The sequence below is a fragment of the Streptomyces sp. 1331.2 genome, from assembly GCF_900199205.1.
GTDB lineage: Bacteria > Actinomycetota > Actinomycetes > Streptomycetales > Streptomycetaceae > Kitasatospora.
The window spans coordinates 1,738,263-1,751,920 of record NZ_OBMJ01000001.1 but is presented as its reverse complement, the minus strand read 5'-3'; the positions used below and the strand labels follow the sequence as shown (position 1 = coordinate 1,751,920).

Below are 13,658 nucleotides of genomic sequence, written 5' to 3'. Positions count from 1 at the left end.
GACTTCCCCGGTGGGCGGCGGATTCTGCGGCGCTAGTGCAGGCCCGCGGGGGTGCTGGGGCTTCGGAACAGGTGTCGGTGGTGGCCTCGGCGGTGCCGGCGGGAATGTCGGCACGGGCGGCAAATCCACCGGGCTGTTCCGCCGCTCCGGCGGGCCGTCAACCGCCCGTGGTCGAATGACAGCCCCGCATCGGGACCTCGGCCTGGTTGCTTCAGCTCGCCCGTAGCGACCAGGCCTCGTCTTGCAAGCAGGACGAAGTCACTTTCGACAGAGCGGTACTCCCGGTTGCCACTCGGACCGAAGGGGCCGATCTGCGTATCCGTCTCAGGTTTCAGAGGCTCACTTCGGACGGGCGGTGAGTAGCCACTGAGGCGGTAGAAGGTCCTTGGCGTCGTCGAGCACGAAGCCGTAAGTGTCGAGGAGCTTCTCCCACTCGGGCAGCGTGTGTACGCGCCCTCCGCAGTTCACCATGACCTCGATGTCGACGAAGCGTCCCCAGTCGTACTCGTTGCCCGGGGTGATCACGGACTCGATGAGGAAGAGCCGGGCGTCCTTCCGGTCGCCGATGGCTGCGCGGATGCTCAGCAGGGTCTCGGCGGCCACCGTTTCGTCGAAGCAGTGCAGGGTGTTCTTGATCAGGTAGGCGTCCGCCTGGGTCGGGATGTCCCGAGGTAGTGCTCCGGCGAAGAGCTCGACCCGCTGGGACAGCTGGCCCTGCGTCAGGCCGGGATGGGCCTCTTCCAGCACCTTCGGGCGGTCCATGAGGACGCCCTTCAGCGACGGGTGGGCGTCGAGGATCGCTCGGAGGAGGGTGCCGTTGCCGCCGCCGAGGTCTGCCACGGTGTCGAACTGGGCGAAGTCGACGGCCTTGAGCAGAGCTAGCCCCACCCCCGCGGTGAGCGGCGCCCAGGCCCCCTGGTAGATGGTGCCCAGCTCGGGTGATCGGTCGAGGTAGTCGAAGAACGCCGTACCGTTGGCGGTCTGGAAGCTGGGCCGGCCCGTCTTGAGCACGTCCAGGATGCCGGCGAACGATCGGGTGGTGGGCTCCGATCCGAGCAGCAGGGTGAGGTCGCGCAGGCTGAGGTCGACGCCGCTGCTCAGGTGGTGTGCCATGGGGGTGAGGGTGAAGCAGCCGTCCTCCGTTTCCGCGAAGACGCCGACGCCGGCTGCGGCGCGCAGGCAACGCCGGAGCGGATCCGTCAGGACGCCGCAATCCTGCGCGAGGTCCTCGACCGTGCGGGGGCCGGCCTGGAGTAGGTCTGCCACTCCGAGATGGGTCAGGGCGAGCAGTGGCTGGGTGATCCACTTGGCTGCGATGAGTTGCATCAGGCGTAGATGCGGGGGCATCCAGGCGGGGAAGAGCAGGTCGGCCGGGGTAGCCGGGTTGGTGTCCTGGTGTGCGGGCACAGTGACTCCCTGAGTACGTCGGGCTGTCGTTACGCGTTGCATGGTGGGCTTGCATCGATGGCTGGTTCCCGGGCGGCTTGGTGCTCGGCTGCGCGGGGTGTACGGGCGAGTGCGGCCTCGGGGCGCGGTCAGCGGGAGAGCACGACCGGGAGCCGGCTCATGCCTCGCATCACCATGTTGTGCCGCCAGGGGAGTTCCTCGTACGGGCCGTCCAACTGCACGTCCGGGAAGCGGGAGAAGAGTGAGAGTACGGCGATCTTCGCTTCCATCCGCCCGAGGGCGTGACCCAGGCAGTGGTGCGCGCCGTGGCCGAAGGACAGGTGCCCGGTGGAGGTGCGGCCGAGGTCAAGCCGGTCCGGGTGGTCGAACTGTCGCGGGTCGCGGTTCGCCGCGCCGAAGAGTACGAGCACGGGATCTCCGGCCGGGATGAGGACGCCTGCAACCTCGATCGGTTCGGTGGGGAAGCGCCAGGTGGCGGACTTGACCGAGCCTTCGAACCGCAGTAGTTCCTCGAGCGCGCCGTCGATCAGCTCAGGGTCCTGCCGCAGCCGGGCCAGCTCGGTGGGGTGCTGCAGGAGGGTGGCGATCGCGTTGGCGATGAAGTAGCCGGTGCTCTCGTGGCCGGCGAAGAAGAGCTGGAAGAGCAGGGAGTTGAGCTCGTCGGTCGAGATCTCCATGCGCCTCTCCGCGGCGAGCAGCAGCGCCATGAGCCCATCGGGGGAGACAGCCTGCGGATCGGCCATGAGGTCGCCGAGGTACGCCGCGAGCGACTGGATGACGTGGAGGAAGACGCCGTCGTGCTCCGCGTCGCCGCGCAGGACCTGCAGCCCGAGATCGCGGAACAGGACGGCCCCGTCGGTGGGAAGGCCGATGAGCTCGACCAGGACCAGGATCGTCAGCGGGAGAGCGAAGTCGGTGAGGAGGTCGGCGCGCTCACGGTCGGCGAGATCGTTGAGTAGCGCGTCGGTGATCTCCTGGACGCGGGTCTCCAGCGATCGCAGCCGACGAACCGTCAGAGCGGCCGACATGACCTTGCGCATGCGAGTGTGGTCCGGCGGGTCGGTCGCCAGCAGATGGCGGCCGTACAGCGACTGCTTCTCCTCCGTGGCCAGGGACAGCAGCACCCCGCGGACTTCCGAGGTGGTGGAGGCTGGTTCGATGCTCAGCCTGCGGTCGATCAGGAGTGCGCGAGCCTCCTCGTAGCCGCAGACTGCCCAGGCCAAAAGGCCAGGAGCGACCTCCAGTTGGTGGATCGGCCCGGCCTCGATCAGGCGGCGGTACGCGACGTACGGCGCTGCGGCGAACTCCCTCCGGAACGGTTGCGGTAGCACAGGGACGGGCGAGGCCATCTGAGTCTCCTTCGTCTGGGAGCACGGGGGAACCGGACGGTTCGAGTGCGGTGAGCTGCAGGCGCATGCCGATCAAGGGCCGGAAGTCCCGAGCTGGGCGATCCGGGCCGGCACGCAGGCCCGACCGCGCGATGCCACAGATATTCGTCTATCACGACCAGTCGAGCGCAGGTCGGCGTAAGCATTCGAATGATCTTCGATTCGCATATGTTGTTCATGGCCCGTTGACCACAACCTGCGTTCGTTAGAGAGTCATTCCGGGCGGTCCGCGAAGGACTGATCGCCCAGGAACACGGCTCGCCGAATCAGGGATTCCGTTTACGGGTGCATCCCGTGGTAGCCGTTTCCTCAGGACAGGCCGTCAGGCCGATGTTTCCGCCACAAGGAGGTGAAACAAATGGAGCTTCGTTCTCAGGCCAGGGTCGAGCACCGCAACGCCACGGCGCAGGTCACCCTCACTGGTGGGCGTGACGAGGAGATCGTGATTCCGGGCACCTGCTGCTGCTCGGCCGCGATCGTCCGCGAGAGCTGAGCCGGCCCAGCCGGGTGAGGTAAGCCGAGCAGGCCAGGGCCCGGCCTGCTCGGCCTTGCCCGAATCCTCCAATCAGCCCGGCCTGACGTCAGCTGCACCCGGCCGGGTAACTGAAAAGGTGATCCCGATTGTCTGATACTTCTCCGGGCACCGCCTCCGGGGTGCGCGATTCCCTGATAACGACGGAAACCCGCGAGGTCAGCCCCGGCGTCCGTTCTGTCGGACTGCGAACGCACCCGCTTCGCTTCGACAACCTGTCGAGTGCGAATGTGCTCCCGCGTACCGCCGAGGAATTCCTCATAGCCAGCAGGAATGTTCGGCACGACCGGGAAACGCAGCTCTCCGTCGCCCACTATTTCTCCGATCCCGTCACCATCGCACTGGCCCAGGCCTCCAAGAAACCTGGGGATGGCTCGGAACGCATCGCCCTGCCCGAAGCACAGCCACCGGCGGCGGACCTGGCGGACGCGATCGCAACCAGGCGCAGCGCCCGGCAGTTCGCGAGGGGACCGCTCTCACTGGAACAGGTCGCGACCCTGCTGCGCTACGGCAACTCCGAGACAGCGGAGGTCCTCGCACCGCTCGACGGCGGCGGCGAGGCAGTGCTGCGTCTACGGACCGCTCCGAGCGCCGGCGGCCTGTATCCGGTGGAACTGTGGGTCGCGGCCCTGGATGTCACCGGTCTTGCGCGCGGTGTCTACCGCTATCTTCCCCACGAGGACGCACTGGAGTTGTGGGCCGGCGCGGACACCCTGCAGCCGCTGCTCGACTCGTGCGTCGACCTGGGCCCCGGCGGGCTGACTGCCTCCGGCTCGGCGGTTCTTCTCTTCGTGGGGAGCCCCTGGCGCTCGATGCGGAAGTACGGTCCGCGCGGCATGCGCTTCCTGCTGCACGAGACCGGGGCGATCTCCCAGAACGTTCACCTCACGGCCACCGCGCTCGAAGTCGGCAGCCTGGACTACTCCGGCTACTTCGACGACGAGACCCACCGGGCACTGGGCGTCGACGGCGTGTTCCGAGCCGTCGTCCACCTCGTGCTCCTCGGCGCCGTCGCCCAGTAGCCCCTGACCGTAGACCTGTTCACCCACCATGGAGTCCCGATGCCCGAAGCGGAGGCGCGTCTCAAGCGCGCGATGACAGTGATCGGCCACAGCCCTGATGTCGTGGAGCTGCGGGTCGGAGTATGGAACCCGAAGTCGTTCACGATCACGGACGAGTCCGGCAAAGGAAAGCTGTTCGGCCTCGTCGCCGGCCTCGACGGCACCACCAGCCACCGCGATCTCGCCCGCGCCCACGGGGTCTCACGGTCCACCGTCGAGGCCGTCGTCGATCACCTGCGCACGCTCGACGCCATCGAGTGGGGCTCCACGAACGCGCTCGACGCCTACCTCGATCACGTCAACGCCCTCCGGGTCGACGACGGGGCCCGCCAGCAGACCGACCGCGCCGTGCTGATCGGCGACCCCGTGCTCACCGACGGGATCGCCGGGCTGCTCGGGGACGCCCAGGTCGCCAAGATCGAACGGATCGGACCCGAGGACGCCCTGGCCCGCGACCTCGCCGCCACGGACCCGGCGATGCTGCACGACGGCCTGCGCCTGGCCGAACTGGCCGAGCGGTTCGCGCAGTTGCGTGGCGCCTACGTTGTATGGGCGCAGCAGACGGTCAACCCCGTCCAGTCCCAGGTGTTCAACCGGATCGCTCTGGAACTCGGCGTGCCGTGGACGCACGCGGCCATCGACGGCCCGTTCCTCTTCGTCGGCCCGACGATCGTGCCGGAGAGCTCCCCCTGCTACGAGTGCTTCGAGACCCGGGTCACCATGAACCTGCGGGAGAGCGCGAGCTACCTGAAGTACAAGACCGCGCTGGCCGAGGGACAGGTGGTCCCGGGCACGCCGCCGATGCTCGCCGCTTTGCGGACGACGCTCGCCGGGCACACCGCGCTGGAGGCGGTCAACTTCCTCAAGACCGGCAGCACCTTCACGATCGGCAAGACCCTGGGGATCTACCTGCCCACCATGGAGATCGCCCACCACGAGTTCCTCCGGCTGCCAGGCTGCCGGGCGTGCGGCTCCCTGCGCGGGCGCGACGACTCCAGTCTGTACTTCGACGCCAGGGCGTGGATCAATGAGTGAGGCAACCACCCTGGCACCGCGTGTCTTCCGCGACGAGGACGAGCGGGCGTGGTCCCTACAGGCCCGGATGCACAACCGGCTGTGTGGCCTGATCACCTCCATGGGCGGCTTCAACCGTCACCTGCGCGCCCCACGACTGTTCGTGGAGGGCGCCGAGTTGACCGGTGTACACCTGTGGCAGGACCGGTCCGCCCCCAAGCCCGGCTCGTACCACATCGGCGGGTACGGATTCGTCCCCTTCGAAAGCCGCATCCGGGTGCTCGGCGAGACCCTCGAACGCTACGCCGGCCATGCGGTGGTCGCCGAGGGCCGCCTGCCCGTCACCATCGCCAGCCACACCGAGATGGTCCGGCGAGGCGAGCCGGTGCTGGAGGCCGAGGCGTTCGCGTTCTTCGAGCGCACGCAGCTGTCCAGGAAGGACTTCCTCTACCAGGCCTTCGACCCGGCGGCCCCGATGGGCTGGATCCGCGTACCGTCGCTGACCGACGACACCGAGGCCATGGTACCGGCCCAGCAGTTCCTGCTCGGCTACCTCCCCGCCGCCGAGGAGCCCTGGCTGGTGTCCGCGGTCACCACCGGCACGGCCGCGCACACCTCTCCCACAGCCGCGCTCAGCGGGGCGCTGCACGAACTCGTCCAGATCGACACGGCCGTCGGGCACTGGCACGGGACGATGACGAGCGTGCTTATCGAACCGGACCACCGGCTCGGAGCTCTTCAGGCCTTCATCAACCGGCACTACCAAGGCACGGTCGCCCCCGAGTTCCACTACCTGCCGAACCCTGATCTTCCCGGTTTCACGGTGGCCTGCCTGCTGCGCTCGCGGGCAGGTGTGGTCCCGGCGGTGAGCGTCGGCCTGGGCAGCGGCAGCAGCCTCCAGAGGGCCGTCTACCGCTCGCTCCTGGAGACCGTGGGCGTCCAGGCGCTGGCGAACTGGTCCTTCTTCCAAGCGCAGTTGGATGCTGCCGACGGCAAGCTGGCGGCCGGTGAAGAGCGACTGGACACCATGTTCGACCTGGAGTCCAACGTCGGCTACTACGCGAGCCCCGAAGGGGCACAGAAGGTGGAGGAGCGGTTCGCCCGCAGCGTTCGCCTGCCCGCGAACGACCTTCCGGCGGACGACGCACGGTCCTCTCGCGAGATCGTGCGGGAGGTCGTGGACGCCTTCCGCCGCACCGGCAAGCGGCTGTACTGGAACGACCTGACCTCACCGGACATCCGCGACCTGGGCTTCACCGTGATGCGGGTATGGTCCCCGGACACCTTGAGCCTGCCGCTGCCCAGCGCGCCTCCCGCCGCGCATCGCCGGTTCGCGGGCTATGGCGGCTTCGTCAATCCGCTTCCGCACCCGTACCCGTGACATGCGCGCCTACCTCCTCGCCGTCCTGGTGCTGTGGGGACTCGCGCCGATGGTCCTGGCTTCCCACGTCCACGGCCGGTGGATCGAGACCAGGTCCCGCAACCTGCCGACGCTCCCCGTCTACTTCGTCCTGATGACCGGGCTTACCGGGCTTGCCCTCGCGGTGCTCGGGCCGGGCATGCTCTGGGAAGGCCGATGGCCCTGCCTGGCCGCTGCCGCGCCGGGCGGAATCGTGCTCGCCGAGATCACCTGGCGAGCCGACCGGTACCTGGTCAGGAAGCTCGGCAGGCGGCCGGGACGGCCGGCGCCGAACACCGCCCGGGTCGTGCGGCACACGCGCCCGGTGGGGATCGCGGCCCGAGGGGCGCGCCCGGCGACGGCTGCGCAGCGGTCAATGCCCGCGAACCGGTGGGGCACGACGGAACGGCAGCGTGAGATCCACGTCGGCCTGCCTTGGCTCGTGGCCGGTGCTGTGCTGGAAGAGGCCTGGTACCGCGGGGCGCTCGGGCACCTCGCACTGTCCGGGATCCCGCTCCCGGTCGGGGTGCTGCTGTTCGTCGGCGCGACGGCCGCGTTCGCTCTCTCGCACCTGCCGTTCGGCTGGCGGCAGGCCGCAGCCAAGCTTCCTCTGTCTGTACTCGCCCTCGCGGCAACGCTGACCACCGGAACCGTGCTCACCGCCGTCATCGGCCACACGCTGTTCAACATCCGCGTCTGGCGCCTGTACCAGCGCACCACGGCCGCCCGCGCGAAGGCGGCCACCGGATGAGCACGCTGCTGGAACCGCTGCTGCGCGGTGCCGTCGCACTCGCCGTCCTCGGCGTGGGAGGTCGCTACGGCGTCCGGGCGCTGAACGTACGGCTGGTTGCGGTGGTCGGCGGTGAGGTCATTTCGCAGGTGGCGACCTGGTGCGTGGTCCTTGGGCTCCTTCTGCCGCTGTGGTGGCCGGCCAGGACAGGGATCGGCTCCGGCGCGAGCACCATCGTGCTCGTGCCCTTGGGCGCGGCCGTCGGCGCAGGGGAGCTGGCAGTCGCGGGGCTGCTGTCGACCATGGTGGCGAGCGCCGTGCGCCGCGAATCGGTGGGAAGCCACAACTGGATGGCGGTGCTGCACAGCACAGCTGTCCGGCCCTACCGCCGACTGGCACAGAGACTGCCCTGGCCGGCAGCGGCCGGAGTGTTTCTGCTGGTCGGGCTCGCCCAGGAACTACTCCTGCGGGGAGCCGTCTTCGGTTTGGCCAGGGGCGGCGGCGCCGGTCTGGCGGTCGCGCTGTCGGCGTGCTGCTCGCTGCTTGCCGCTGTACTGCCCGTGCGCGACAGGGACGGACGGTACCTCGCCGGCGTCGTGGGCGTGGTAACCGGCGTGGTCCATGGCCTCCTCTATGCACACACGCACAGTCTGATCCCCCTCGCCGTGGCACAGGGCACTTTCCTCGCCCTGGCTGTCCTGTAACTACCCAACCTCGTACACCTGTTGAGGAGGAACATCATGAAGTACGGGATATCTCTCCTGCCCGACTGCCGGCCGCATCTTCGCTCCGCGGCCCAGTACTACGCCGACGTGCTGCGAGCGTCTCGGCTGGCTGACCAGCTCGGCTTCGAGTACGTGAAGATGACCGAGCACTATCTCAAGGACTACGGCGGCTACTGTCCGAGCCCGCTCGCGTTCCTGACTGCGGTCGCGGCCCAGACCAGCAGGATCAGGCTGATGACCGGCGGCATCCAGGCCTCGTTCCACCACCCCATCCAGCTCGCGGCGGACACCTCCCAGCTGGATGCGATCAGCGGCGGCCGTTTGGACGTGGGCTTCGCGAGGGCCTGGCTGCCGTACGAGTTCGAAGCATTCGGCATCGACCTGGACGAAAGCCGCGCGAGGTTCACCGAGACGATCGAGGCCGTGGTGCGGCTGTGGACCGAGGACAAGACCTCCGAGGACACGCCGTTCTTCCGCTACACGGATGCCACCTCCCTGCCGCCGGTGACCCAGACACCGCACCCGCCCGTGTGGGTGGCGGCTGTCCGGTCCAGGGAGAGCTTCGCCTGGATCGGCGAGAAGGGCTTCTCACTGCTGATCGCCTCCCCGCCCCGAGAGGAGGAACTCCCGCGTATGCGGGAGATGGTGGAGGTCTACCGCGAGACCTTCGAGGAGGAGCACGGCGCATCGGGGCGCAAACCGCGGGTCGCCCTCAGCGTCCCGCTCCACGTGGCGGAGACGGACGACGAGGCGTACACGGCCGGGGCGCCGTTCCTGCGGGAGTACCTGCAGGTCTGGGGAGAGGCGGCCGACTCCTGGGCCGGCGTCACCTCCTCCGCCTACCCGGGCTACTCCGCGGCCGGGAAGACCTTTCTGAACACGTCGGAGGCCGACCTGCGCTCCACGGCGACCGGCGTGCTCGGATCCCCGGGCACCGTCGTCGAGAAGATCCATGCACTGCGCGATGCCCTGTCGCTGGACACGATGCTCTGGCAGATCGACTTCGGCGGGCAGAACGCGGAGTCCATGGAGCGCAACCTTCGGCTCTTCGCGCAGGAGGTCTGGCCCAAGGTCCGCTGACCCACGGCAACCTGCGATGACGACCGCTGCGGTCGGGAGTGAGCCCAACAGCCTCCCGGCTGCAGCTCCGTTGTGTCCCTGCCCATTGGCTGGCTAACAAGGTTAGTTAGGTGGCCTGATGATAGGCTCCGAGGGCGCGAATGGAGGACGGGGTGGCGACAGGGTCAGAGGCCCGGAAGCGGGAATCGCCGCGACGGCGGAAGGAATCGCCGCGCGCCGATCGGGCTCCGGTGACCCTGGACCGGGTCGCCGAGGCAGCCTTCCGGCTCATCGAACGGGACGGGCTGGAAGCCCTCACCATGCGGAAGGTTGCCGACGAGCTCGGCATCCAGGCCGCCTCCCTCTACTGGCACGTCCAGGACAAGCACGACCTCGTCGACCTGCTCGCCGACGCCCTCTTCGCAGACTTCGACCTGGAGGCACTGCCAGACGCGGAGTCCGGCGACTGGAAGGCCAACCTGACAGAGTTCGGCCACGCGTTCCGCCGATACCTGCTGAGCAGACGGGATGCCGCGCAGATCCTCGTCAACCGCTTCGTGCTCGGGCCTCACATGCTCAGTAACCTGGAGCGGCTGCTCGGCTGGCTGCGAGGCTCCGACCTCGGCGACCGGGAAAGCTCGTACGCGCTGATCACGTGCCTGGTCTACATCCACGGCTTCGTGCTGTGGGAGACCACGCCCATGTCCGGCGCGGTCGCCCGCGGTGAGGCCCCTAGGGAGTATCTCGACGAAGTGCGGGAGGAACTGGAGGAGTTGTCGCCGGAGGAGTTCCCCCACACCGTCGCGCTCGCGGAACAGCTCACCGGGCCGAGCAACGACGCCCGCTTCGAGTTCGGCCTGTCGTGCCTGCTGGACGGTCTCGCTGCGCAGGCGGCAGGCGGGGCCGGCGCATGAGGACCAGCTGAGTCCTCATGCGCCGACCCCGCCGGGCTCAACGATGGCGATCAGTCGGCACGAAGGACAGGATCTTGTAGCCGGCCAGGTACCGGGGGACGGTCTCGACCACCGTGACGCGCGGACCCCACACCCGATGCCGGAACGGGCGAGCGGGCACCGGGCGAATCAGAGGACGAGTCGACAGTTGCGTCCACAGCCTGTGCACGCGCGGGTCGAGGGCGACGTTCCGCACCAACGCCTTCGGCCACTCAGCGTCTGGGTACACCTCGCAGGCCGTCCTCAGATCGTTCAACAGCGGAGTGGCCCACGCCTCGTCCCAGTCGCCGAGCAGGGTGTCACGAAGCCGGGGCGCCAGGAGCACCTGCCGCAGGAGATTCTCCCGGCCGTGTCGGTCCGGAGCGGCCGCGTGAAAGATGCTCTGGTAGGCGCCGTTGGCGGACACGACCTGCCAGGCCTGGTCGATGATCACCGCAGGGCAGGCTTGCATCGACAGCAGGTCCGCCCAGGTGGACTGCTCGTCGAGGGTCGCGCCGTCCAGCGGCGGCGGATCGTGGCGGACGGTGAGCATGTACAGCCTCCAACGCTCGTCAGGGCTCAGCTCCAGCAGACGTGCGAGCTCGTCGAGCACCGCGGCGCTCGGGTTGCGGATACGGCCTTGCTCAAGGTTCCAGTAGCCACGCGGGGACAGATGCAGTTGCTTGGCGACGTCCTCCTGGGAGACGCCGGCGCGCTCGCGACATCGGTGGAGAAAAACTTGCAGCTCGCCGCGCGTCTTGATCGCCGACTGCACCGCCATGATCGTCACCCTCTCTGCTCGGTGAGTGGATTCGACCGGGGAAGTCGAAGAGCTGGGTAAGTTGCTTATGGCCAGGCACGGTTGCGCCAGGACCGGGCGAGGCTGGGTTGGGCTCGCCGGTGGGAGCGCTCCTGATGGGCGGGTGCCAGGGTGTTGCGGGATCTGGGGCCTTGCCTGTTCCGGCCTGCGTCAGCTTGCTCGCCGCCCCCCGGCGCATGCCGAACGCTGCCCGGCCTCTAGCTTCGACGGCCGGCATCTCCACCCTTGTCGAAGATCATTTCTGTCTTATCTCAACCACAGTGGAGTTGCTTGCGGGGAGTCTATTCTTGGAGTGGACATGATTCAACTGTCGTGCAGGGCTGGGGCTTGAGGTAGATTGACGGTAGTCGAGACCAGGCCGTTGCCGCGAGGGGGCCGCTGTGACCGAGCCGGTGGGCCGTAGCCTGGCGGACAAGCTGAACCACTTGTTCGCGACCGTCAAGCCCCGTGGGGGCCAGGAGTACAGCAACGAGTACGTCGCCGGCGCCATCGGCAAGGCCGGCGTCGCGATCTCGCAGAGCTACATCTGGCAGCTGCGCAAGAACAAGAAGACGAATCCGACTCTCCGGCACCTTCAGGCACTAGCAGACTTCTTCGGGGTGCCCGCGGCGTACTTCTTCGACGACGAGGTGACAGACCGGGTCGAGGGCCAGCTGAGCCTCCTGCGAGCGGAGCAGGAGCGCCTCGACAAGGCGGTCGGCAGCGGCGACGTGAAGGTCATGGCTATGCGCGCGGGCGAGCTGTCGCCGGAGCGACGCAAGCAGGTGATGGATCTCCTCGACGTGGTCTACCAGTTGGAGCAGGCGGAACGACGGGGCTTGTGACTGGTCGACATCGTCGACGCCGCTGACGTCCGGAGGGGAACCGGCTGCCGCGGGACAAACTGATATCGAATCTGATCGGGGTGGGCAGATTGAAGGAACGGGAGCTGCGGCGTCGCTGTAGGCGCGAGCTGCGGGCACTGGGTATCCAGCCACCGTTACAGGTGGACGTCCTGTGCCAGCTCCTCGGGGAACGCCGCGGGCGTCCCATCCGGCTCGTGCCCTACTCGCTGCCAGTGCCCGGGCCCTTCGGTGTTTGGCTGGCTACCACCTCGGCCGACTACATCCTGTATCAGCAGGAGACCAGCAAGATCCACCAGGACCACATCATCCTGCACGAGGTCGGACACATTCTGGCGGATCATCAGAGCGATGAAGCAGATGACGAGTTCTGGCGGCAGATGACGCCGGATCTCTCGCTCGAAGCCGTCAAACGGGCACTTCGGCGGACCTCCTACGACCAGGACCACGAACGTGAGGCCGAACTGGTCGCCACGATCATCCTGGAATGGGCCTCCGTGCTCGATCGCGTGACGCCGCGCAGGTCGAACAACCCCTCGGTCCAGCTGGTGCAGACCGCCCTGGGTGATCGGCAGGGATGGCTGTGACGGTCCCTCTCGGCGTGGTTCTCGTGATCGCCGTGGCCTGGAAGCTGTACCAGCTCATCAAAGCTCCTCACGATCGCCCGCTTCGGGCAGTCACCCTGTGTCTCGTATGTGCGGGCATGGCCTTCCCGTTCGGCCAAGCAGCCGGCAGGCGGGTAGTCGACAGCGCCGCAGGTCCCGGCACGGCCCTACTTCTGCAGAATGTGCTGCTGCTCGGGGCCGTCTACTGGCTGATGTGCTTCTACCTCCACTCGGCCTCGGATCAGCACCAGGGGCGAGTGCGCGCCAGATGGGAAGCTGTCCCACTGGTCGTCGCCGTCGCCGTCATCTCGATCGCGGCGGTTGCCACTCCGCGAAGCGTCGAAGACCGCATGTATGAGACCGCAGACATGCGGGTGACGCCCGTGGCGGTCTTCTACGTGGTCGCCGGGCTGTACCTGGCCTACGCACTCGCCTCGGCACTGCCCTGGACCTGGCGCTATGCCCGGATGTCCACCCGGCAACTGGCCACCGGGCTATGGCTGGCAGCAGCGGGTATGGCGGGCATGGTAGCCGCCGACGTGATCCGCCTGGTGCTCGTCGTCTTCCGATGGCGAGGCAACCCGGTCCCACCGGTGCTTACCTTCAGCGCGGGCTTGCTCCTCGCGATCGCCATTCCACTGTTCGTGATCGGCATCACCTACCCCGGTCTCGTCACCCGGATCGCTGCACTGCGCATCTGGCGGAATCACCGTCGCGTGTACTGGCGGCTTCATCCGCTCTGGACAGCACTGCACGAGGTGTACCCCGAAGACGCCCTGCACCGCGTACCCGTCGGCCTCTGGAGCGACAGACTCTCGCTTCGAGGCGTCCACCGCCGCTACTACCGACGCGTCATCGAATGTCGTGACGGGCTCGTCCGAATCAGCCCGTACGTCGCACAGCTCGGCGTCCACGACGACAAGACCGGGACGTCTTCGCCGGCGCTACTGGCTGAGCATCTGCGGACCGCGCTCCGGACCTACGCGGCTGGCCGCCCGACGCCTTCGACTGCGGTTCCCATGGCGATGCCGCACACCGATGACCTGGATGCTGACGTGCAACAACTCGTAGTACTCGCAGACGCGTTAAGGCAGGAATAGCGCGTCATTCCTGAGGCCGTGTGAGCCTCAATCCTGCGTCGACG

General features: G+C 68.0%; 14 protein-coding genes. 11 read left to right on the top strand and 3 right to left on the bottom strand.

What is annotated here, in order from left to right:
- Positions 1-339: 339 nt before the first annotated feature.
- Positions 340-1,407, bottom strand: a complete 1,068-nt coding sequence (locus CRP52_RS07265) for a methyltransferase (RefSeq protein ID WP_179852709.1) — start codon at positions 1,405-1,407, stop codon at positions 340-342.
- A gap of 128 nt (positions 1,408-1,535) precedes the next feature.
- Positions 1,536-2,756, bottom strand: coding sequence for a cytochrome P450 family protein (locus CRP52_RS07260; protein ID WP_097235653.1), 1,221 nt, complete (start codon positions 2,754-2,756; stop codon positions 1,536-1,538).
- Between the two features lie 397 nt (positions 2,757-3,153).
- Here CRP52_RS07260 and CRP52_RS39295 point away from each other — a divergent pair, with 397 nt between their 5' ends.
- The 8 genes from CRP52_RS39295 (at position 3,154) to CRP52_RS07225 (ending at position 10,229) form a co-directional block, all read left to right on the top strand.
- Positions 3,154-3,288, top strand: a complete 135-nt coding sequence (locus tag CRP52_RS39295; RefSeq protein WP_257032335.1) for a hypothetical protein — start codon at positions 3,154-3,156, stop codon at positions 3,286-3,288.
- A 161-nt stretch (positions 3,289-3,449) separates the two neighbouring features.
- Positions 3,450-4,349, top strand: a complete 900-nt coding sequence (locus tag CRP52_RS07255) for a SagB/ThcOx family dehydrogenase (RefSeq protein ID WP_179852708.1) — start codon at positions 3,450-3,452, stop codon at positions 4,347-4,349.
- A gap of 39 nt (positions 4,350-4,388) precedes the next feature.
- The gene (locus CRP52_RS07250; protein WP_097235651.1) at positions 4,389-5,423 is read left to right on the top strand and encodes a TOMM precursor leader peptide-binding protein; all 1,035 of its coding nucleotides are present in this window, start codon (positions 4,389-4,391) and stop codon (positions 5,421-5,423) included.
- Complete coding sequence (locus CRP52_RS07245; RefSeq protein WP_097235650.1) at positions 5,416-6,783, top strand: YcaO-like family protein; 1,368 nt, start codon at positions 5,416-5,418, stop codon at positions 6,781-6,783. The genes CRP52_RS07250 and CRP52_RS07245 overlap by 8 nt, the downstream gene beginning before the upstream one ends.
- Before the next feature lies 1 nt (position 6,784).
- On the top strand, positions 6,785-7,552 hold the full coding sequence (locus CRP52_RS07240) for a CPBP family intramembrane glutamic endopeptidase (RefSeq protein WP_179852707.1): 768 nt from the start codon (positions 6,785-6,787) through the stop codon (positions 7,550-7,552).
- A complete protein-coding gene (locus tag CRP52_RS07235; protein WP_097235648.1) occupies positions 7,549-8,235 on the top strand; it encodes a CPBP family glutamic-type intramembrane protease in 687 nt (228 codons plus the stop codon). Before CRP52_RS07240 ends, CRP52_RS07235 begins: the two co-directional genes overlap by 4 nt.
- Before the next feature lie 36 nt (positions 8,236-8,271).
- The gene (locus tag CRP52_RS07230; RefSeq protein ID WP_097235647.1) at positions 8,272-9,336 is read left to right on the top strand and encodes an LLM class flavin-dependent oxidoreductase; all 1,065 of its coding nucleotides are present in this window, start codon (positions 8,272-8,274) and stop codon (positions 9,334-9,336) included.
- Positions 9,337-9,566: 230 nt separating this feature from the next.
- Positions 9,567-10,229 carry a TetR/AcrR family transcriptional regulator gene (locus CRP52_RS07225; protein WP_179852706.1) on the top strand — a complete coding sequence of 221 codons (663 nt, stop codon included), beginning with the start codon at positions 9,567-9,569 and terminating at the stop codon, positions 10,227-10,229.
- Positions 10,230-10,266: 37 nt separating this feature from the next.
- Here CRP52_RS07225 and CRP52_RS07220 read toward each other — a convergent pair whose 3' ends face one another.
- Positions 10,267-11,028 (bottom strand): helix-turn-helix transcriptional regulator, encoded by a 762-nt coding sequence (locus tag CRP52_RS07220; protein ID WP_257033021.1) that lies wholly within the window; start codon positions 11,026-11,028, stop codon positions 10,267-10,269.
- A 419-nt stretch (positions 11,029-11,447) separates the two neighbouring features.
- Between CRP52_RS07220 and CRP52_RS07215 the strand changes: the two genes are divergently transcribed.
- The 3 genes from CRP52_RS07215 (at position 11,448) to CRP52_RS07205 (ending at position 13,614) form a co-directional block, all read left to right on the top strand.
- Positions 11,448-11,891, top strand: coding sequence for a helix-turn-helix domain-containing protein (locus tag CRP52_RS07215; RefSeq protein WP_097235644.1), 444 nt, complete (start codon positions 11,448-11,450; stop codon positions 11,889-11,891).
- Between the two features lie 215 nt (positions 11,892-12,106).
- On the top strand, positions 12,107-12,496 hold the full coding sequence (locus CRP52_RS07210; protein ID WP_257032334.1) for a hypothetical protein: 390 nt from the start codon (positions 12,107-12,109) through the stop codon (positions 12,494-12,496).
- A 14-nt stretch (positions 12,497-12,510) separates the two neighbouring features.
- Positions 12,511-13,614, top strand: coding sequence for an MAB_1171c family putative transporter (locus tag CRP52_RS07205; protein WP_143685672.1), 1,104 nt, complete (start codon positions 12,511-12,513; stop codon positions 13,612-13,614).
- The last annotated feature ends 44 nt before the right edge of the window (positions 13,615-13,658 follow it).

Coding starts and splice junctions, on each gene's coding strand:
- CRP52_RS39295 (WP_257032335.1), top strand. CDS start 3,154: ATGGAGCTTCGTTCTCAGGCCAGGGTCGAGCACCGCAACGCCACGGCG.
- CRP52_RS07235 (WP_097235648.1), top strand. CDS start 7,549: ATGAGCACGCTGCTGGAACCGCTGCTGCGCGGTGCCGTCGCACTCGCC.
- CRP52_RS07245 (WP_097235650.1), top strand. CDS start 5,416: ATGAGTGAGGCAACCACCCTGGCACCGCGTGTCTTCCGCGACGAGGAC.
- CRP52_RS07250 (WP_097235651.1), top strand. CDS start 4,389: ATGCCCGAAGCGGAGGCGCGTCTCAAGCGCGCGATGACAGTGATCGGC.
- CRP52_RS07220 (WP_257033021.1), bottom strand. CDS start 11,028: ATGGCGGTGCAGTCGGCGATCAAGACGCGCGGCGAGCTGCAAGTTTTT.
- CRP52_RS07260 (WP_097235653.1), bottom strand. CDS start 2,756: ATGGCCTCGCCCGTCCCTGTGCTACCGCAACCGTTCCGGAGGGAGTTC.
- CRP52_RS07230 (WP_097235647.1), top strand. CDS start 8,272: ATGAAGTACGGGATATCTCTCCTGCCCGACTGCCGGCCGCATCTTCGC.
- CRP52_RS07240 (WP_179852707.1), top strand. CDS start 6,785: ATGCGCGCCTACCTCCTCGCCGTCCTGGTGCTGTGGGGACTCGCGCCG.